We start from the raw sequence: 19,557 nt of genomic DNA on the forward strand, positions 1-19,557 counted from the left end.
CGGTGGGTCGGTAGTGTTATAGCGTTTGTGGTTTGTAAGGTGGTTTTGTCGTCTTTCTGTTGAAGGGGGTACGTGTGAAGGGTCGTGTGATGCCGTTTTGCCGTACATCGACTGACAATACAGCGCAGGATGCGAAGCTTGCCGAGATGCTTGTGGCGCATAGCCCAGCCATGCAAAATGTGGTCAAGCTGATCTGGCAGGTTGCTCAGTATCCTTCGACAACGGTACTATTGCAGGGCGAGAGCGGCACCGGCAAAGATGTGGTCGCACGCGCTATTCATGAGTTAAGCAGCCGGGCAACCTACCAGTTTGTTGACATTAACTGCGCCGCAATTCCTGATACCTTGCTGGAAACCGAGCTCTTTGGTGTTGAAGCGGGCGCTTTCACCGATGCAAAGGTTTCACGCGAGGGGTACCTGCTACGGGCTGATGGTGGAACGCTTTTCCTCGATGAGATCGGCTCGATGCCTCTTGTTCTTCAAGCCAAGTTACTCCGTTTCCTCGAAACCCGGAGCTTTCGTCGTGTAGGCAGTACGAAAGAGATCCATGTTGATTTGCGGGTGATCTCTGCCACTAATGTTGATCTTCAATCTGCTGTTGCGCATAGGACTTTTCGCGACGACCTGTTTTATCGTCTGAAGGTAATAACAATCTATCTTCCGCCTTTGCGGGAGCGGCCCGAAGATATTGTGCCTCTGGTTGAGCACTTCTTACAGCTTCACAGTAACGGAAGTGAAGAGCCATTACAGATCAGTGATGATGCTCTGGAACTGCTGCAACAGTATCACTGGCCCGGCAATGTGCGTGAGCTGCGGAGCGTGATTCAGCGCGGCCAGATTCTCTGTGATGAAAATATCATTCGTCCAAAGGACTTACCAGAGAGTGTGCGCCTCGCAGGCCGAAACGTCGGTCAGCGTCTGGATGAGCTCAAAGAACAGTTGCATCTGCCGCCAGAGGGACTGGACTTGCGGGCTTTTCTGAGCTCGATAGAGCAAAAGTTTATCCATGAAGCTCTGGAAGCGTGTAACGGCAATCAGGTGCGGGCGGCTGCTTTGCTCGGGATCTCGCGGGATCAATTGCGGTATCGGCTGCCTCCGCGGAAGCGGGATCAATAGTTGTCAAGATCCGACCTTGCAACTGCGCGAACAGCCGCCAGAGCTGTCACCTTGCAGTCAGAAGTAATAGTTATCAAGTGCAGGTGTGTTGTTGTGTCTGTGTGAAAGGAGGAGGGAAGAGTATGCGGATCTCTTCTCTCCTCCTTTGTTAGCAGAATTATTCAAGTGTCTCGACCTCAGGCCAGTCGAGCATCAGGGCTCTGGCTGGCTGGCCGGGAAGAATTTGTGTACCACCCTCAGGGACGATGACCAGCGCGTTCGCGTTGAGAAGCGAGGTCAGCAGGTTTGAGCCCTGTTTCCCTGTGGTGTGAGCGACAAAGCGTCCCTGTTCCAGGCTGACGTGTGCTCGCACATAATGACGGCGCTGTGCCTTTTCCTGCACGCCATCAGCAACGATGACTTCGATCTGTGGCCTGTAGAGCCGGGTATGCCCCTGTAGTTTCCGCACTACGGGGCGGCCAAAAAGCTCGAAGGTGACAGCGCTGGAAACCGGGTTTCCGGGTAGTCCGAGCAGCGGTACCCCGTGAATATGGCCGAAGGCAACCGGCTTTCCGGGGCGCATGTTGATGCGCCAGAAGTTCATCTCACCCTGTTCCTGCATGATGTCCTTGACGAGATCGAAATCACCAACTGATACCCCACCCGAGGTCAGAATCAGATCATAGGTGATTGCCTCGTTGAGCTTCTCGCGCAGGCTCTCAACGGTATCGCGAGCGATGCCGAGGCGCGTCGGGATGCCTCCAGCTTTACGGACAGCGGCTTCAAGCAGATAACTATTACTGTTGCGAATCTGTCCGGGTTGCAGTTCTGCTGAAATCTCGACCACCTCGTCACCGGTCCCCAGAATTGCGACCCGGGGCTTGCGGATTACCTCTACATGATCATAACCAAGTGTTGCCAGTATCCCTGTTTCCCAGGGGCCAATCAGATCGCCGGGAGAGAGAAGCTTCTGTCCCTTCTGAATATCCTCCCCTGCGGGACGAATGTTATTTCCTGGCAGAACTGGCTGAAGCACCTCAACCCACTCATCCGAGGGGGTTGTCAGCTCAATCTGGATCACGGCATCAGCGCCCGGAGGAACGGGAGCGCCGGTCATGATACGCATAGCGGTCCCAGGAGTGACGGTCTGTCCGCTCACATGGCCGGCGGCGATATCACCAATGACTTTCAGGCGGACCGGTGTGTTCTGGGTGTCCTGACTTTGCAGGGCAAAGCCATCCATTGCGGAGTTCGCGAAGGGCGGATTGTCGTCGTGGGCGATGATCTCCTGAGCAAGGATATGATCGAATGCATCTTGTAGGGGAAGGCGGACGCTCTCCAAAGGGGTGATAGCGGCCAGAATTCGCTTGAGTGCCTCTTCTACGCTGAGCATGATGGATTCCCTTTCATAGGTCAGTAATGGGGAATGGGAAGGCATTGCATTCCACTGAAGAAAATCTCTCTCTTATTGTACCGCAAGAAGCCAGCTTGAGGGGAAAAGAAAAAAGCCCGGCGGAACGCGCGAGCTTTGTGGCACCTCGTACGGGATTCGAACCCGTGATCTCCACCTTGAAAGGGTGGCGTCCTAGGCCGCTAGACTAACGAGGCTTAACATCATCACTGACATGGGGATTGTACCTTACGCTGCCTGATTTGTCAAGCATTTCTACATGTCTGTTTAGGGGCGGGAGCGTGTTTGCAGTGCTGGTTGTATTCAGCTTGTTTACTTGATACGGGTATCGATATACAGAGGGAGCGCGATATGCTACAATACACAACGATCTACGGTTAACCAGTTTGTGAGAGGTTTGTTTTCTTATGGGAAAGAATACGAAATCGGCTGCTCAGCGCCGTCAGGAGGCGAAAAGACAACGAGAGCAGCGTGGCAATATGGGCCAGGGACCTCGTTCAAAGAAGCGTAGAGCGACAGCGAAGAAAGATCGAAGTTCCCTCTACTGGATTATCGGTATCGTTGCGCTCATTGTCGTGATTGTTGGTTTATTTGTGTTCCTGCGGCTCAATGCGACATCGAATCAGCAGGTATCTGGTGATGCTCAGGAAGCCGAGAAGATGATTACATCACTGAAGCCTGAAGTCTATGAAGGTGTGAGCATCGATCAGAACAATAAGCGCATGGAACCTCTGAAAGCAGATGCGCCCAAATTGACCGGAGCAGATGGCAAACCCCAGGTGCTTTATGTTGGCGCCGACTATTGTCCGTTCTGTGCCGCTCAGCGCTGGTCATTGCTTGCATCGTTGAGCCGCTTTGGCACGTTTGAGCATGTTGATCCAATTATCTCGCAGGAAGGGAACCACTCGACGTTCTCGTTCTATAATAGCACCTACACCAGCAAATATATTGATTTTGTGGCTATCGATAACGAGAACGGAAAGTCGAACAGACAGCCAACCGCCGAGCAGACCCAGCTTGTCAACACCTATGGGCATGGCAGTATTCCATTCATGGTGATAGGCAATGTCGCTGCTGCCTCCGGTTCATTCTATTCTCCTGATTTGTTGGGTACGCAGAGCCATATAGATATTGCCCGAACAATTGTCAACGACCGAAACTCCGAGTTGAGCAAGAGCGTGATCGGAGCGGCAAACTACATCACCGCTGCTATTTGTAAGGCAACCAATAATCAACCTGAGAACGTGTGTAAGCAGGACCCGATGCCGCAGCTTCAGCAGTCGCTCTATGCAAGCACCTCGAACGCTGCCAACCAGTCTCAACTGGCGCTTGCTCCTGTGAATATCCCGACCCGGCGCGAGGAATAGATCCGCCTGAACCGCAGAAGAAGCGCTCATAGCCTGGACGCTTCTTCTGTGCGCCCTCTTGCCTGTTTCCCTCCCCTTTTGAGCCGCCTTGCTGCGATCCCGTTTGCAACTGGCTCTTCTTCGCTGGTACAATGGAAATAATCAAAAGCAAACGTGTAGCGTTAGACGTCCTGGTCACGTCATTTTCTTCAAATGGATGGTAGTATGCTGCCGTTCGCACTCTCTTGCTGGTGGCGGAAATCATGGCTGCATATTGGATGGACGTATCTTGTCGTCCGGATACGCTTCCTTCAATGGAGGTTGCGCATCTGGCGGCATAAACAGTTAATGCTGGAAAGTATACAGGGAAGCATGAAACGAACCTTGCTACTTGTTCGCCACGGACAGACAGGCTGGAATGTGGAACATAGACTTCCCGGGCAGTTGCCAGGTGTCGCCTTGACCGATACCGGACGGCAACAGGCGGCCCGCCTGGGTGAAGCGCTGTCCGTTCTCCCTCTGAGCGCTATTATCTCAAGCCCGTTAGAGCGAGCCCGCGATACTGCGGCCTTTCTGGCTGAAGGGCGTACCATTCCCGTGCATATTGAGCCCGATCTTGCTGATACCGATGTCGGACCGTGGGCCGGACAGAAGATCAGTGAGCTGACGAAATCGGACCCCGCATGGCGTGCGTATGTCCAGAATCCGACCGTTGCTCCTGAAGGGGTTGAGACGTTTCCGCAAGTGCAGCAGCGTGCGGTAGCGGCGGTGGAGCGCTGGCTTCAGCGGGAAGATATTGGAGCGTATCCCGTTTTTGTGGCTCACGCGGATGTGGTGAAACTGCTGCTTGCCTATTATATGGGAATCCCGGTCGAAAGGGCCCCATCTCTCTTTATCGATAATGCTTCAGTGAGTTTGATTGAGCTGGAAAAGGAGAAGCGGCCTCAGGTTGTGGCGATAAGTTGGAGCCCGAACCCTGGCTGGCTGACCTCCCCTGCGCCGCGTCCGGCGGAAGGGGTACAGGAGGAGGCGGAAGAAGTGGGAGAGCAAAAGTCGTAAGGTATTCCTTGCCCAGACTGGAAGGGAAGCTATAATGTTTGATCCACGTGATCCCTACGAGCGGTACTACTGGCATTATGAGTCCAGACGACCACTTTCAATTGCTCAGATTATTGCTCTGGGCAGTGTTGATGCATGGACTGCGGCTCTGGCCTGGGTCTTACTGGAACATGGTTCGTCTCTGACTGTTGCTGGACCAACGGATCCACAGCCAGGAGTTGGCAAAACAACGACCCTGAATGCATTGCTTCAGTTCTTACCTGAAGGAACCGCACTCGCCTATATGGCCGGTATGTACGAGACGTTCGCTTTTACCCGCTTACCTGAAGTTGATCCTGCAACCACCTATGCGCTGTGTAATGAGGTGAGCGATCATCTGCCTATCTATATGTGGGGACGCGCAGCCCGGCGGTATTTGACGCTTCCCGCGAAGGGCTTCCATATTGCAACAAGTGTCCATGCTGATACAATTCATGACGTGATACAGATGTACCATCGGACTTTGCGCCTGACGCCTGAAGATGTGCGTCGATTGGGTCTGGTGATTAATATTGGTCTGGTTGGCCGGGGATATCCGCCGCGTCGCCGCTGGCTGACCATGCATTTCTTACAACCGATCACTGATGTCAGTGATCCGGAGGCGATTGTACCCGTGTCATTGTCGAGCTGGAATACGGTTGATGATACCTTTATTCATGCTGAACCGGCGGTGCTGGAACGGGTAGCGGAATGGATTGGGGTACCTGCGAAACAGTTTCAGACCATGCTGGAACGGCGTACTGCATGGTTGGAAGAGCTCGCGCAGGATTTGAATGTTGGCCCGCAGGATATGTTCGAGGCGGTAGAAGAGTTCCGCTTATTGCAAGAGCAGTGAAAACGAATGAATCCTCAGACCCATGTTCTTCCCCATGATCTGAAACAGGCATGGGGACGATTTTTGTACGGTTAATCATCATGAATTGAAATAAGGGAATCAGCCGATATTGTTCTAATGAATAGAAGAATCTGCGAAAGGAGGAATGCAAGGTGTTTGCTCTGGAGCGTCTGTTCATTGGCGAAGGACGTTGGCCTCGCATCTGCAATGTATAACCGACAAATGAAGAAAGAAAGAAGAGGAGCTTTTTTGCAATGTCTGCTGTATCAATAGCCATGCTCAGTGTTCATACGTCCCCTCTGGATAAGCCTGGCAGTAGCAAAGATGCCGGGGGCATGAATGTCTACATTCGCGCTCTGGCCCAGGCACTGTCGCAACGAGATCTGAACATCGATATCTTTACACGCCGAACCAGTACAGAACTCCCCTCTGTTGTCCAGCTCAGCCCGAATGTACGGGTGATTCATATTGAGGCTGGCCCTGTGGCTCCCGTGCAGAAAAACGAGCTTTTCCGCTATCTTCCTGAATTCGCGCAGCATATTGAAAGTTACCGAAAGCAAGAACAAAAAAAGTACGATATCGTGCACAGCCACTACTGGCTGTCTGGTGTAGCTGCAATGCCCCTGGCGGAACTCTGGGATGTGCCCCACCTGATCATGTTTCATACACTTGCCCGGTTGAAGATGATGGCAAATCCGGCGGCAGAGGAGCCTGCCCTGCGACTGGACATGGAACAGCGCTTAGTGCATAAGGTCAGTCATATTATCGCAGCAACCCCTGAGGAGCGCTCACTGTTGATCCGGTACTGTGGTGCCGCACCACAACAGGTTTCGGTGATCCCCTGTGGCGTTGATCTTGAGCTGTTTACGCCGATCGAGCAACCCAATGCCAGAAAACAGCTTCATTTGCCTGTCGATCAACCGGTAGTGCTTTTTGCCGGTCGTCTGGATTCTTTTAAGGGACCCGACGTGGTGGTGCGGGCGGCAGCGTTGATGGAAGAGGAGCCTCTAGTCCTGATTGTGGGGGGGAAGGCGCAGCATGATCGTGAGGTACAGGAATTGCAGGAGCTGGCACAGCAACTCGGGGTGCAGAAGCGCGTCCGTTTTCTGGAAGCGCAGCCGCAACAGCGGTTACCGCTTCTCTATAGTGCCGCTGATGTCACGGTTGTTCCCTCCTATCATGAGACGTTTGGGTTGGTCGCGGTTGAGTCGCTGGCCTGTGGCACACCTGTTGTTGCTACGCGTGCAGGTGGCTTAATAACGGTGGTACAGCATGGCGAGACGGGCTTTCTGGTGCCGCGTTGTCCTGGCTTCTTTGCGGAACGGCTGGATGCTACCCTGCGTGATCCGGCGCTCCTTGCTCGGCTGAAAGCCGCAACCCGTCCTTCGGTTATGCAGTTTAGCTGGTACAGGGTCGCGCAGCGGGTGCAAATGCTCTATGAGGACCTGCTTGCCCGCACAGAATATCTGGTTGCGCAATAGCGACTGGCATGGTGAGAGGTCGCGCCCGGAGTCGGGAAGGCCTCTCGGAGTGTATCCGTTATTTGTGATCCAGTTGTTAGGTTTATACTGGATTTGTACTCGCTTCGTGTTGTTATAATAGTGGAAGGGAGATGTGAAATTCATTCTGTCTGCCAGGTCAGTAGAGGATTCAGAGCCTTGCAGATGCTGTTTGGTAACAAGGCATAAAATCGGTTTGTGCATGAGATGCGATGCGTGGACGGATCGCATCGGCGGACGCAAACACGACTGTTTCTCTAACATTTGTATTGGTAATTGTCAATATTTGTAATATTACAGAATGCAAGGCTGGACTTTCTCCTATCTCTATGGTATAATCAATTCAAACAGAAAGCGATGCATTCTTCAACCGATGTCCATGCTGTGAAGCAAGGCCGATATTCCAAGCGGTCGGGTTTCGACAGCGTTCTTGCTTATGAAGGGTCGTTCGATGAGCATGGCTTTAGCTGAAACCGCGTCAACAGAGAAAGTGCAGTTTGTAGCTCTGCATGATCGCGTCTCGTCGAGCGTCGCCGTCGCCAAGAAGAGATAAAAACACACTGGGGTAAAGCGTGCCCTGGTGTTTTTTATTTATACCGAGAATTTGTTCCTGGTTCGCTGATGAACGATACAAGTTTCAGCTCTGCAAACCGTATGAGAGGTCGTTTGTTTGAGTGAAAGCCTTTTGACGGCGAAAGGAGGATCTTGGCGAGAGTTTGTAGATCGTCAGGCGTTATTGCTGGCATGCTTACACATCCGTAACTGCGTACAACATGTACCAGTGCGGAGTAGGCTTCGAGATAAAACGGCATGTGGAAACGGAGTGGCTATTAGACTTTTAAGGAGAGTGCAACCATGAACTCTAGCATGATTAATAAGATTGCGAAAGCGAAACGCTACGCGGAAGAGCCGGAGCGCATTCAGTTTACTTGTTTTGAAGCCACCTTCCGGGGTGAAAATGATGTTCACACGACTTCCTTTGATAATGGAGAGTGGCATTGCACCTGCCGTTTCTTCCATGACTGGGGCGATTGCTGCCATACGATGGCAATGCAACGAGTTCTTGGAGTGACCATTCCCGCTGCGTACAGACATGGCATTACTTCTGGTCTGGGCACACAGCCGCTTGTACACTAATTTTGCATACTTTCAGTTTATAACGAAGCAATTCGAGGCACTGATGATATCTTCTTCAGAAATCAGTGCCTCTTTTCTTGACCTTTGAGCATAAAAAAAGAGCGAGGATGTTCCACCTCGCTCTTCTCCTTGTTGTAGAGCTTGTACATTAAGATGTTAGCAAAATCTCGGGGTTTAGAGCTGTGAGCCAATGGTAAAGTAGAGCGCCAGCATAACAGCCAGCATCACGACAGTCAGGATGCCGATTGTAAGTAAATCTTTTTTGACGTATGCAAAGTGCTCTGGCGTGACGATAGACGACGCAACGCGCTGATTTTTCTGTGTCGCTGCACGACGATTAGCCAGCTTGGCGCGAGCGCCGCTCTTCGGCAGGGTAGCCTCTTGCGCCGGAGCCTCTCCATGAGTAGACTCCTCAGTAACTGTTGCTGTGCTGGATTTAGGCTTTTTTACAGGCTGTTCTGGTTGTAGCACCTCAGGAGCGCTCACCTCAACGTTGCGTTGCGCGCGCGCTTTTCGTTGTGCTCCAATGCGTGCCGTCGTCGACCGTTTTGGCATAGTGATTCACTGCCTTTCTGTGTACCTATTGTGGTTGCGGATGAATGAGCGAAAACTGATAATGACAGGCTTTGAAAAGCAAGCAGGGTTGCTCTTCTCTGTTGTATATCGACTGTTTCGGATGCAACTACACTACTGCTACACCCCGTTCCAGCCGCTAAAAAATATGGCCCTGGTACGTTGCCGCTATTATACTACAAACTATCAGGTTTGGCACGTTTCTTACTCGAAAAGAGGAGAAGTCGGCTTGTTGAGGCTGTTTTACAGGGAAGAAGGGAGCTCTCCTGAAGAAAGGGAACCAGATGAGCAAAGCGTTGTCGATTTCCATCCTCTGACCTGTGGAAAGGTGAATTGTGACGCCAGCATGCGATAATGCGTTGAGAATGTGGGATATGCCCTTCCGATTTGGCATATTGATTGATATATGTGAAAATAGAATCTGCAAGTGGGAAAGCTGATCCATTCTGATGGTTGCGTGTGATTGGCTGACCTATGTAGAGGTGCTCAGGGTGTGTAAACGCTCTGGGGGCGAGTTCCATGATTGAGGAGAAGAAAAAAAGATGGAATCTGGCAAACGGCATAGGCAGAGGGTCTTGATACCACTGCTGTGCTTCTTTGCTGTGCTGCTTTCTGCCTGTGGCGGAGGGGGTAGTAATACGGCTACTCCGGTAGCGCAGGGGAAGGCACCGGACGAAAAGCAGGTATTTATAACTCCTGTCAGTGGGGTCTCGGACATGGCGACCTTTGACCCGGCAATTATGGGCGATGCTGCGGCTGCAAAGGCAATTACAATGACTTTTACAGGCCTCGTTGGGCTCAACGATAACGCGCAGGTATATGGGCAAATGGCGCGTTCCTGGGAGGTTTCTGACGATGGTCTGACCTGGACGTTCTCTTTGAAACCCGATCTGAAATTCAGTGATGGTTCTCCTCTGACCGCTGCCGACGTGGTCTATAGCATTGATCGTGCTTTTGATCCTTCGTTAAAGAATGCGTCGGCTCCCTTCTATTTAGGCATCATCAAAGGAACGGAAAAGCGTGCTGATGGCTCGCTCAAGAGCTTGATAAACTATAGCCTTTTCGCTCCCGATGATCACACCGTCAAAATTGTGACTCGTGAACGGGCTCCCTATTTCTTGCAGGCGTTGACGTTTGCTTGTTCCTGGGTTGTCAATAAGAAACTGGTCGAGAAATATGGAAATCAGCGCTGGACCGATCATATCAATGAGGGCGGTGGTGCCGGTCCTTTTACGGTTGAGCGCTATGTGCATGGCAAAGAAATTGTTCTGGTCCCGAACGCGAACTACTATGGCACGAAGCCGCTGCTGAAAAAGGTCGTTATTCCTTTCTATCCTGATAGCAAGTCTGTCTTCAAGGCTTACGAGGCGGGACAGGTCAGCGAGGCCGAAGTGCAGACAGCCGATCTGGCGCGGGCTCGCTCTCTGAAGAATCAGTTGCATCGGGCGGAGCAACTAACAACCTTTTACTACCAGATGAATTATCTTGCGGTTCCTTTTAACAATATCAAGGTCAGGCAGGCGTTCGCGCTGGCAATTGATAAGGATAAGATTGCTCATAACGTGTATAAGGATAAGATTGTTCCTACCAATCATTTTGTGCCGAAGGGACAGCTTGGCTACAACGAGAAGTTGGTTGGACCAGCTGGCGTGGCCAGTACAAAGGGTGATCCTGCAAAGGCGCGTCAACTCTTTGAAGAGGGTCTCAAGGAGCTCAATCTGACACGGAAAAGCCTGCCGCGCATTGTGTTTACCGTATCAACAGGTGGCTCTCCTGATATGAAGAATGAGGCGCAGGCGGTCCAGGCAATGTGGAAGGATGTGTTAGGCGTTGAAGTCACAATCAACGATATGGACGGGAACCAGCTTCGCGACTACATACAGACAGCCAGAAAGAACCCGAAGGGGCCCATGATCTGGGCGACAAGTTGGGTGGTTGACTATCCTGATCCGCAGGACTGGCTTGACCTCTTCCTTGACGATTCTGGTGACTCGAATGTGATCAACTATGCCCACAACGCCTCGGCAACCAATGAGCTGCAAAAGAAGACGCAGGAACTGATTCGCAAGGCCGATACGACTATGAAAGAGTCTGAGCGCCTGCCGATGTATTATCAGGCCGAGCAACAGGTTATCGATGACGTAGCTGCGTTGCCGATCTATCAGGGAGTGACCAATATGGTACGCAAGCCCTGTGTTGTCGGCGTGGTGGATAACGCCCTCACCATGATTATGCCTGAGGACTGGGGCAAAATCTACATTTCAAACGATACGCCCTGCGCGAACACCTCGGCCTACAGTAAGTAGTGAACTGACAGAACGGGTGAGCGGATCGGCTTGCCCGTTCTTTTTGCGCCCTGTTGCCCGAGAGCTCGGTGTTTGACAAGTCGGCATTCCTATGCTAACCTAAGTGTGGCAAATCAGGTCAAATTAGCATCAAGAATATGCAGAAAGAGCAGTAAAGAGGCTAGCTCCTGGCTAGTCCTTTTTTCTACGTCTCTTCCGAAAATAGATCTGTAAAAAGCTCTCTCCTGTATAGCTTGCCGGGACCTCCATTTCAGCAAGTATTCATTCTGGTATATTGTCTCTGCGTCTTTGCAGGCGCTCATTGCAAAAGATAGGTAATTTCTGTATGGCTCGCATTGTCGTCGCAATGAGCGGCGGCGTGGACAGCTCGGTTGCCGCCGCGCTTCTCAAAGAACAAGGGCATGAAGTCATTGGAATTATGCTGCGCCTCTGGTCTGAGCCGGGGGTGATAGAGGAAGAAGATGACGGAGTTGAGCGCGTCGTCCAGAACAAGTGTTGTTCGCTTGAGTCGGTTGATGATGCTCGTCGTGTTGCCCGCATGCTGGACATTCCCTTTTATCTTGTCAATGTTGAGCAGGAATTTAAAGATAAAATCGTTGACTCATTTTATGATGAATATGTCGCAGGGCGCACACCAAACCCGTGTCTGACCTGTAACCGGCACATTCGTTTTACGGTGATGCTCAATAAGGCGCTGGCTCTGGATGCCGATTATCTGGCGACCGGCCATTATGTGCGTGTGGATAATCACCCTGTCACAGGGAAGCGGCGCTTGCGGCGCGGCCTTGATCCAGAGAAGGACCAGTCCTACGTTCTGCATGTCTTAAATCAGTATCAGCTTGAACATGCTTGCTTCCCTCTGGGTGGCTATACCAAGCCTCAGGTGCGCGCGATGGCGGCGGAGCGAGGAATGCGCGTCGCCTCAAAGGCCGAGAGTCAGGAAATTTGTTTCGTCGCGAAAAATGATTACAGGGGCTTTATTGATCGGTATGCTGCCGCCCGAGTGGAAGAAGGGAACTCCACTAGCCTGATCACCATACCGCGTCCCGGCCCGATTTATGATGTGCAGGGCAATGTCATGGGGCGTCATCGAGGGCTGGCATATTACACTGTGGGCCAGCGTAAAGGCCTGGGTATTACCGCGAAAGAGCCTTTGCATGTTCTGCGCATTGATGCCGAACGCAATGCGCTGATTGTTGGACCGGCGGCGGCTCTGGAAAAGACAGAGTTTACTGTCAAGAATATGCACTATGTCAGCGGCGATATCCCGGGAGCCCCCTTTGAAGCGCTGGTACGCGTGCGCTACAAAGCCCCTGAGCAACCCGCTTTGATTACGCCGCTCCCCGAACAGCGGGCACTGGTACAACTCAGGCACCCACAACGCGCTATCACTCCGGGGCAGGCCGCTGTGCTCTATGGCGGTGAGGATGGCGAAGAGGTATTGGGTGGAGGTATCATCGAATGACAGATCAAGCTCATATTCGTAATTTTTGTATTATTGCTCATATTGACCACGGCAAGTCTACCCTTGCAGATCGCCTGCTGGAATTTACTGGCACCGTCTCTAAACGCGAGTTGCTGGAACAGACGCTTGACCAGATGGAGCTAGAGCGAGAAAAGGGCATCACCATTAAAGCGCAGGCCGTGCGTATGAAATATACCGCGCAGGATGGGCAGGAATACGAGCTCAACCTGATCGACACGCCCGGACATGTGGACTTCGCTTATGAGGTCTCGCGAAGTCTGGCCGCCTGCGAAGGGGCGCTGCTGGTGATCGATGCGACCCAGGGGGTGGAGGCGCAAACGCTGGCAAACCTGTATCTTGCTCTGGAAGCTGATCTGACGATCATCCCTGTGATTAACAAGATTGATCTGCCGAGCGCCGATCCTGAGAAGGTGAAACAAGAGGTTGAAGACGTCATTGGCTTGCCAAAAGAGGAATGTATCCTTGCCTCTGCGAAAGAGGGAATCGGGACGGTTGATATTCTGGAGGCCGTTGTCAAGCAGATTCCCCCTCCTGCCGGAGATCCAGCAGGACCGTTGCGCGCGCTGGTCTTTGATTCGCACTATGACGCGTATAAGGGCGTGATTGCCTATGTGCGCGTTGTCGACGGTGTGCTTCATGCTGAAGAGAAGGTTGTCATGATGGCGACCGGAAGCGCAACTGAGGTGCTGGAAGCTGGCTTCTTCCATCCTCGGCTGGTCTCTTCTGGCGAGTTGACAACCGGAGAAGTGGGCTATATCGCGACCGGCTTTAAAAATGTGAAAGATTGCCGTGTGGGTGATACAGTCACGGTTCCTGGTGCGCTCGGCAAGGCGCAACCATTGCCGGGTTATCAGCCTGCCAAGTCGATGGTGTTTGCTGGTCTCTATCCGGTCGCAAGTGAGGATTACCCGGAACTTCGTGATGCGCTGGAACGCTTGAAACTCAATGATGCCGCGCTCTATTATGAGCCTGAAACGTCGCAGGCGCTCGGCTTTGGCTTTCGCTGTGGCTTCCTGGGTCTGCTGCATATGGAGATCATTCAGGAGCGTCTGGAACGCGAGTATAATCTGGATATCCTTGCTACGGCACCTAGCGTGGCCTATCTGGTTACCAAGACTGATGGTGAGGTAATTGAGGTCGATAACCCCTCGGAAATGCCCTCTGCGGGCGAGGTCGAGAAGATTGAAGAGCCCTTTATGGATATCTCCATCTTTACTCCTTCGCGCTATATTGGAACGATTATGGATCTGGTGACGACGCGCAGAGGAATCTATGTCGATCTCAAATACATCGAGTCCGAGCGTGTGCTGCTGACCTATAAGATGCCGCTGGCTGAACTGATTGTTGATTTCTACGACCAGTTGAAGTCACGCACACAGGGTTATGCTTCGCTGGACTATAACTTCGCTGGCTACGAGGCGTCCGATCTGATCAAGCTGGATATTCTGGTCAATGGCGTGGCGGTCGATGCGTTATCCCTGATTGTTCACCGTGATAAGGCCTACTATCAGGGGCGGGCACTGGTTGAGAAGCTACGCGGGCTGATCCCACGTCAGTTGTTTGAGGTGCCTATTCAGGCGGCGATTGGCTCACGCGTGATTGCCCGTGAGACCGTGAAGGCCATGCGAAAAGACGTGCTTGCCAAGTGTTATGGTGGTGATATCACGCGTAAACGCAAGCTGCTGGAAAAGCAGAAAGAAGGTAAGAAGCGCATGAAGATGGTGGGAAGTGTGGAGATCCCACAAGAAGCGTTTATGGCAGTTCTATCGCTCGGCGATGGGAGCAGCAGTAAGTAGACCCCAAAGAGAACCCCTCGTGCCCCAATCTGGACACGAGGGGTTTTTTGTCCCGGGAAAGGTTCCCTTTAGTGGGCCAGCGCTAGATCAGCCTTTGTCTGGCGGATCAGGGCGACCAGATTCTGAAGCATGGTATTCATGAACTGTAGGGTGGTTGGATCGGTAATCTTGCCTTCTTCGTTGACAAGATTCCAGATATTGAAGAACAGCACCTCTGGCTTATTAACCAGATTGACTTCAAGATGCAGGAGAACCTGACGCACATGCTCCATAGCACGAACGGCCCCAGTATTGGCGCCACCGGCCATAACGGCTGTGGGTTTGCCGCGCATGATAGGATCATTAACCGGGCGCGAGGACCAGTCAAGCGCGTTCTTCAGAGCGGCGGGCATTGAGTGGTTGTGTTCCGGCGAGGAAATGAGAAGGCCGTCTGCATTGCGGATCTTTTCGCGGAACTGAACAACCGGTTCGGGAAGATTTGTCTCAAGATCCTGGTTGAAAAGGGGCAGGTCACCTATAGAGATAATCTCAAGTTCGACATCGGAGGGCAACAGCTCTCTTGCTGTCTCAAGAGTGGCGCGATTGAATGAACCTTTGCGAATACTACCTGTAAAACCTACGATGTGAATGGTCAATGTGTTCCTCCAAATGAGTTCTCTTGTTTGGGATATGTACAATGAAAGCACAAAAATAAGAAGCACATAATCAAAGGCTAGGTGCTTTCAAAAGATAAGTACAAAATAGCACTATCGAGGAGACGAGTCAAGAGCGAGGGCAGGGGAACGCCCTGCCCTGATCGTGTTCAAGAGTGCTGGCTATCCGAGGTTGGCTCGGTGAGGGAGCGAATGTATGGCAGGAGCTCTCTGACAAGGTCATAGCGATCAAGGGGCATGATATATACGCCGTGAATATGAGGATAGATCGCGCTCAGAAGCTCTTTTATGATCTCTAATCCTGCTTCAATGCCGCGTTCGCCTGCCTCTTTCAGGCGTTTGCGTACCGTATCAGGGATCACGATACCGGGAACCTCATTATGAAATTTCTCGGCCTGTTGATACGAATGGAGTGGCTGAAGCCCGACCAAAATCGGGATCTGCAACGCCCCGTAGCGCTGTTTGTAGAGGTCGAAGAAGTGCAGTAAAGTTTCAGGATCATAGACCGGCTGGGTCATGATAAAGTTTGCTCCAGCCTCGACCTTGCGTTGCAGGCGTTCAATTTCCAGATCCAGATCTGTGGCTGAAGGAGTCGCGGCACAGCCAATGAAGAAGGATGCTGCCGAGGCGAGTTTGCGCCCGGTTCCATCGATCGCACGATTGAGATTATTGAGGATTGTGATCAGGCCGATACTATCCACGTCCCAGATGCCAGTAGCTCCGGGAAAATCGCCATGTGTCGGGGGATCGCCTGTCACTGCCAGAACATTGCGAATGCCGGTTGCATGTGCTCCGATCAGGTCGCTTTGCATAGCCATCAGGTTGCGGTCACGAGGTGTAAAGTGAATGATTGTCTCGGTGCCAACAAACTGCTGAATCAGGCGTGCGGCTGCGACATTGCTCATGCGTACTCGGGCCATCGCATTATCAGGGATATTGATCACATCGACTCCGGCATCGCGGAGATATTCAGCATTTTGCAGGAAGCGGGTAAACTTGATGCTGCGTGGCGGTCGCATTTCAGCACTCACGGCGAAGCGGCCCGCGGCAAGCAACTGGGCAAGACGGGTTGAGGGAGCCTTTGTGCCTCGGGGGGGCTGTTGCTGCACCCGTTTATCATAGACCAGCTCGATTTTTGCTTGTTCTTTGACAGGTTTGGGACGCTGCTGTAGCTCAGGAGCAAACTCACGCAGAACTTTGCTCATCGCGGCGATATGCTGGGGGGTAGTGCCACAACACCCGCCGACAAGTTGCACACCTGCTTGCAGAAAATGGCGGGTATACTCGGCAAAATAATCGGGGGAAGAGATATAGATGAAGCGATTCCCCACGCGGCGCGGCAGGCCCGCATTAGGCTGTGCGGCCAGATGAAACGCATGCTGTTCGTCTTGCATGCGCTCAATAACGCTCAGTGTGCCGGCAGGACCCAGAGCACAGTTCACGCCAACAAGATCAGCGCCGAGCTCGCTCATTACGCGGGCAACGGTATGCGGATCTTCTCCGCTGGTGACAGTGTTATCTTCGCCAAAAGTCATCAGGGCAGCGATGGGAACGTCAGTGATGGGACGAATGGCCTGTAAGGCTTCACGCATTTCGCCGAGATCCGAAATCGTTTCAAGGATAAGCAGATCAACTCCTGATTCAAGCAGCGCTTCAGCCTGTTCACGGAAGGCGTCGCGGGCTTCCTGCTGCTTGACGGTTCCCAGTGGAGTCAGGCGAACTCCCAGAGGACCGATGTTCCCCGCCAGAAAGATTGGCTGCTCGCTCATGTCGCGGACCTCGCGGGCTAATTTCGCGCCCGCTCGATTGATATCGTGTACCTTGTGTTCCAGGCCATGTTCTTGCAGACGATAGCGGTTTGCGCCGAAGGTATTGGTCTCGATAATCTCGGCACCGGCGGCGACATAATCAAGATGAATGGCTTTAATCAGTTCTGGATCGGTCAGATTGAGTTGATCGAAACAACGCTCAAAGGAGATGCCGCGAGCATAGATTTGTGTGCCCATGCCGCCATCACATAAAATTGGGCCTCGCTGCAATCGTTCCAGAAAGGGGTGTTGTGTTCGCATACGTTTTCCTCGTCTCCAGTACCCTGCTTATGGCGAATAATATTCTCTGGGAGTATACCATCTGTGTGGTAGGGAGTCCAGCGAGGGAAAAAGAAGAAGGGGAAAGACAAAGAAAGAGCCGGGGAGAACAGAAATCTCAACCCGACTCTTTTTTCTTCTGCGAAACTGTTTAACCCAGTTTTTCTTTCTTTCTTTCAACCCAGTCCTAATCCGCGTAGGCCAATTACTTACACTACCCAACAACCGGGTTATTGCAGATCCTGAATATCTCTTACCGTCTTCTCGACGAAAGTCGTCGATCAAGGCTTAGCATACTCATTTCTCTATGAGATGCTGGAACATCAGACGGTTTAGAGACTCAGGATGGTTGGAAGCCCGCCTCTACGGGCACTCCTAGTCAATTTGATACACCATCCCCAGTATCCGAATTGGTTTCTTCATGATTCTCATAAGCCCTCCTTCGGATCTAGGCCATTGGCCCGAATGCCAGAGTCTCTGTGATTTCTCTGGTAGGTCCCCTGGGGGGAACAATTTGAATATAACATATTCAGTATGGAATGTCAAGACTCATAGTATGTGTTTCCGTTTGTTTTTATAAAATGACATACATATATAGAAAGTTCAACCGTAAACATTATAGTTGAGTATTTATGGTTCTGCTATACTTGAGCTTCATTGCATTGTTCAAGAAATGCGTATGAGCGCTGATGAGGAGCGCTAGAACGATGTATCCTCGCGTTGATAAGGCCATACCGCCTTCTCCTGCTGCTGATGGAGATGTTCCGCGATGCGATTCGAGCTGCCCTCATGCTCATCGCGCCGATAACTGGTTTGCCCGGTGCTCTTGTTTGGGAAAAGAAAGTGTGGAGAAGCGGGATCAAGTGCACCTGGTGGAGCCTGATCGACCATACGGGCGAAATCTGTGAGATCTTTGTGCAGTACGTGTTCCAGGCGTGAGCCGGCACCCAGTTTCTCGCCCAGGTCGCCCAGGGCTCCGGCGGGCGGCTTGTAGTGGATGGTAATCTCGATCAGCGTCTGACGCATACTTGTGGGCTTAAATGTGATTTTCCCGAAGTTTTCCAGGCCTTTCGTGGAGCGCCAACCGATTTGCTGACCTTCGACCCAATTTTCTCGAATGGCATCCCATTCATGACGTCCGAATAGTTCTGCAACCCAGTGACTTCTTTGATCGTCGTAATAGGTGACTTCTTTGATGAAGCTCATCACTTTCAAAAAACCCGGGTATTCACGAAAGTGGGCGAACAGGGAATAAACCTCATGCACAGGAGCGTTTACTACAACTGAGACGTGATGCTGCGTAAATGGTGTAGCCATCTGTCTTCCTCCTTTCGAGGATAAGTCACTCTCAGGATCTCACGTGTGCTTGTTAAATGATCGTTTCATGGTTCTTCTGTCTATCCAGTGATTCTATCACGATAGAGAGAAGAGGATCAATAAATAGAGCACAACTATTGTATTCTTGAGTAGATTTTTATTCGGTTCTCTACTGGAATGGATTGTAGTATTACTCCGAGAAGCGATAAATAGCGGTGCTGACGCAGCGAATGCGGAAAACAGCGGGGATGGCCCGAGAAAATCAGGTGTTTTCCCGGGAAAATATCAAGAGAAATCCCTATATGTTTTTGTGGTACCCGGTGGTATGCTTGAAGCAAAACGGTAGAGATAAAGCGTGCAGACGGCGGCTAATAGGCCTCTGCAATAGGAATGTTGGCTATTTTATTTTGGGGTTTATTGCGTCTAGTGTAATATAGACATAGATACAAGGGGTTTTGCTTTCAAAGCTGAAACTTAGTCTACTACGACTACGTACTAGACTCGTAGTAGAGTATAAAACTATCGCTTGTGAGCCTGCTAGTTCATGGTGATGAACCATTGTTTTATAGATGGTCTTTTTATTCGTACCATTGCATATTTTACGATGAGGTGAGGTAATAGCTATGTCAACGGCAACACTGGACGACAAGCTTAGCCGCGCTTTAGAACTGGTCGGTTCTATTGATCCGGAAATTGCTGAGTCGTACCCCTCGCTAGAGGCTCGTATTCTTGCTCAGGCGCTCGAAAACGTGGAAATCGCGGAACGGCGGCTGCGCGAGATCCAGGAATTGATGGGTGATTTAGCCGAAGTGCTGGTGTAGGCGCACACTCTATTTCCGCATACTCTGTCTCTCCTTGTAGTGTCTATTCAGGCCAAAGGGAGGCGCTGAGATGCCCTGAAGGGATAGTTTGTCTCTCT

Annotated in this window: 15 protein-coding genes and 1 tRNA gene; 10 read left to right on the forward strand and 6 right to left on the reverse strand. The window is 51.6% G+C overall.

Annotation, left to right across the window (positions count from 1 at the left end; all coding sequences use genetic code 11):
- The first annotated feature begins 74 nt into the window (after positions 1 to 74).
- Entirely contained in the window at positions 75 to 1,115 is a 1,041-nt protein-coding gene (locus KTH_RS28610; RefSeq protein ID WP_497622278.1) for a sigma-54 interaction domain-containing protein, read from the forward strand.
- 157 nt (positions 1,116 to 1,272) lie between these two features.
- On the opposite strand, the gene KTH_RS28615 is transcribed toward KTH_RS28610, so the two are convergent.
- Together KTH_RS28615 and KTH_RS28620 are read right to left on the reverse strand one after the other, a co-directional pair.
- Complete coding sequence (locus KTH_RS28615) at positions 1,273 to 2,532, reverse strand: molybdopterin molybdotransferase MoeA (protein WP_497622280.1); 1,260 nt, start codon at positions 2,530 to 2,532, stop codon at positions 1,273 to 1,275.
- A gap of 93 nt (positions 2,533 to 2,625) precedes the next feature.
- Positions 2,626 to 2,702, reverse strand: a tRNA-Glu gene (locus tag KTH_RS28620).
- A 210-nt stretch (positions 2,703 to 2,912) separates the two neighbouring features.
- On the opposite strand from KTH_RS28620, the gene KTH_RS28625 reads away from it, so the two are divergent.
- The 5 genes from KTH_RS28625 to KTH_RS28645 all read left to right on the forward strand — a co-directional run bounded on the left by KTH_RS28625 (position 2,913) and on the right by KTH_RS28645 (position 8,420).
- Complete coding sequence (locus KTH_RS28625; protein ID WP_111320507.1) at positions 2,913 to 3,872, forward strand: DUF929 family protein; 960 nt, start codon at positions 2,913 to 2,915, stop codon at positions 3,870 to 3,872.
- A 204-nt stretch (positions 3,873 to 4,076) separates the two neighbouring features.
- Positions 4,077 to 4,910, forward strand: coding sequence for a histidine phosphatase family protein (locus KTH_RS28630; RefSeq protein ID WP_497622282.1), 834 nt, complete (start codon positions 4,077 to 4,079; stop codon positions 4,908 to 4,910).
- A gap of 34 nt (positions 4,911 to 4,944) precedes the next feature.
- The gene (locus KTH_RS28635) at positions 4,945 to 5,784 is read left to right on the forward strand and encodes a hypothetical protein (protein WP_497622284.1); all 840 of its coding nucleotides are present in this window, start codon (positions 4,945 to 4,947) and stop codon (positions 5,782 to 5,784) included.
- Positions 5,785 to 6,038: 254 nt separating this feature from the next.
- Positions 6,039 to 7,265 carry a glycosyltransferase gene (locus KTH_RS28640; protein ID WP_497622286.1) on the forward strand — a complete coding sequence of 409 codons (1,227 nt, stop codon included), beginning with the start codon at positions 6,039 to 6,041 and terminating at the stop codon, positions 7,263 to 7,265.
- Positions 7,266 to 8,138: 873 nt separating this feature from the next.
- On the forward strand, positions 8,139 to 8,420 hold the full coding sequence (locus tag KTH_RS28645) for a hypothetical protein (protein WP_497622288.1): 282 nt from the start codon (positions 8,139 to 8,141) through the stop codon (positions 8,418 to 8,420).
- Between the two features lie 174 nt (positions 8,421 to 8,594).
- On the opposite strand, the gene KTH_RS28650 is transcribed toward KTH_RS28645, so the two are convergent.
- Positions 8,595 to 8,975 (reverse strand): hypothetical protein, encoded by a 381-nt coding sequence (locus KTH_RS28650; protein ID WP_111320517.1) that lies wholly within the window; start codon positions 8,973 to 8,975, stop codon positions 8,595 to 8,597.
- A 593-nt stretch (positions 8,976 to 9,568) separates the two neighbouring features.
- Here KTH_RS28650 and KTH_RS28655 point away from each other — a divergent pair.
- The 3 genes from KTH_RS28655 (at position 9,569) to lepA (ending at position 14,581) form a co-directional block, all read left to right on the forward strand.
- On the forward strand, positions 9,569 to 11,299 hold the full coding sequence (locus tag KTH_RS28655) for a peptide ABC transporter substrate-binding protein (protein ID WP_497622290.1): 1,731 nt from the start codon (positions 9,569 to 9,571) through the stop codon (positions 11,297 to 11,299).
- Positions 11,300 to 11,624: 325 nt separating this feature from the next.
- Entirely contained in the window at positions 11,625 to 12,764 is a 1,140-nt protein-coding gene (gene mnmA / locus KTH_RS28660) for a tRNA 2-thiouridine(34) synthase MnmA (protein WP_111320523.1), read from the forward strand.
- Positions 12,761 to 14,581, forward strand: coding sequence for a translation elongation factor 4 (gene lepA / locus KTH_RS28665; RefSeq protein ID WP_111320525.1), 1,821 nt, complete (start codon positions 12,761 to 12,763; stop codon positions 14,579 to 14,581). The genes mnmA and lepA overlap by 4 nt, the downstream gene beginning before the upstream one ends.
- A 68-nt stretch (positions 14,582 to 14,649) precedes the next feature.
- On the opposite strand, the gene KTH_RS28670 is transcribed toward lepA, so the two are convergent.
- From KTH_RS28670 to KTH_RS28680, 3 genes are all read right to left on the reverse strand, one after another.
- A complete protein-coding gene (locus tag KTH_RS28670; protein WP_497622293.1) occupies positions 14,650 to 15,216 on the reverse strand; it encodes an NADPH-dependent FMN reductase in 567 nt (188 codons plus the stop codon).
- Positions 15,217 to 15,383: 167 nt separating this feature from the next.
- The gene (locus KTH_RS28675; RefSeq protein ID WP_111320529.1) at positions 15,384 to 17,303 is read right to left on the reverse strand and encodes a bifunctional homocysteine S-methyltransferase/methylenetetrahydrofolate reductase; all 1,920 of its coding nucleotides are present in this window, start codon (positions 17,301 to 17,303) and stop codon (positions 15,384 to 15,386) included.
- Positions 17,304 to 18,020: 717 nt separating this feature from the next.
- Positions 18,021 to 18,638: an SRPBCC family protein gene (locus KTH_RS28680; protein WP_111320531.1), complete on the reverse strand. Its 618-nt coding sequence runs from the start codon at positions 18,636 to 18,638 to the stop codon at positions 18,021 to 18,023.
- Positions 18,639 to 19,261: 623 nt separating this feature from the next.
- Here KTH_RS28680 and KTH_RS28685 point away from each other — a divergent pair.
- Positions 19,262 to 19,459 (forward strand): hypothetical protein, encoded by a 198-nt coding sequence (locus KTH_RS28685; protein WP_111320533.1) that lies wholly within the window; start codon positions 19,262 to 19,264, stop codon positions 19,457 to 19,459.
- Positions 19,460 to 19,557 lie beyond the last annotated feature (98 nt).

The organism is Thermosporothrix sp. COM3 (genome assembly GCF_059696735.1).

Bases quoted from the DNA above. Each gene is read 5' to 3' on its own strand.
- KTH_RS28650 (WP_111320517.1), bottom strand. From the start codon at position 8,975: ATGCCAAAACGGTCGACGACGGCACGCATTGGAGCACAACGAAAAGCG.
- KTH_RS28680 (WP_111320531.1), bottom strand. From the start codon at position 18,638: ATGGCTACACCATTTACGCAGCATCACGTCTCAGTTGTAGTAAACGCT.
- KTH_RS28625 (WP_111320507.1), top strand. From the start codon at position 2,913: ATGGGAAAGAATACGAAATCGGCTGCTCAGCGCCGTCAGGAGGCGAAA.
- KTH_RS28640 (WP_497622286.1), top strand. From the start codon at position 6,039: ATGTCTGCTGTATCAATAGCCATGCTCAGTGTTCATACGTCCCCTCTG.
- KTH_RS28630 (WP_497622282.1), top strand. From the start codon at position 4,077: ATGCTGCCGTTCGCACTCTCTTGCTGGTGGCGGAAATCATGGCTGCAT.
- KTH_RS28675 (WP_111320529.1), bottom strand. From the start codon at position 17,303: ATGCGAACACAACACCCCTTTCTGGAACGATTGCAGCGAGGCCCAATT.
- KTH_RS28615 (WP_497622280.1), bottom strand. From the start codon at position 2,532: ATGCCTTCCCATTCCCCATTACTGACCTATGAAAGGGAATCCATCATG.
- KTH_RS28685 (WP_111320533.1), top strand. From the start codon at position 19,262: ATGTCAACGGCAACACTGGACGACAAGCTTAGCCGCGCTTTAGAACTG.
- lepA (WP_111320525.1), top strand. From the start codon at position 12,761: ATGACAGATCAAGCTCATATTCGTAATTTTTGTATTATTGCTCATATT.
- mnmA (WP_111320523.1), top strand. From the start codon at position 11,625: ATGGCTCGCATTGTCGTCGCAATGAGCGGCGGCGTGGACAGCTCGGTT.
- KTH_RS28645 (WP_497622288.1), top strand. From the start codon at position 8,139: ATGAACTCTAGCATGATTAATAAGATTGCGAAAGCGAAACGCTACGCG.
- KTH_RS28635 (WP_497622284.1), top strand. From the start codon at position 4,945: ATGTTTGATCCACGTGATCCCTACGAGCGGTACTACTGGCATTATGAG.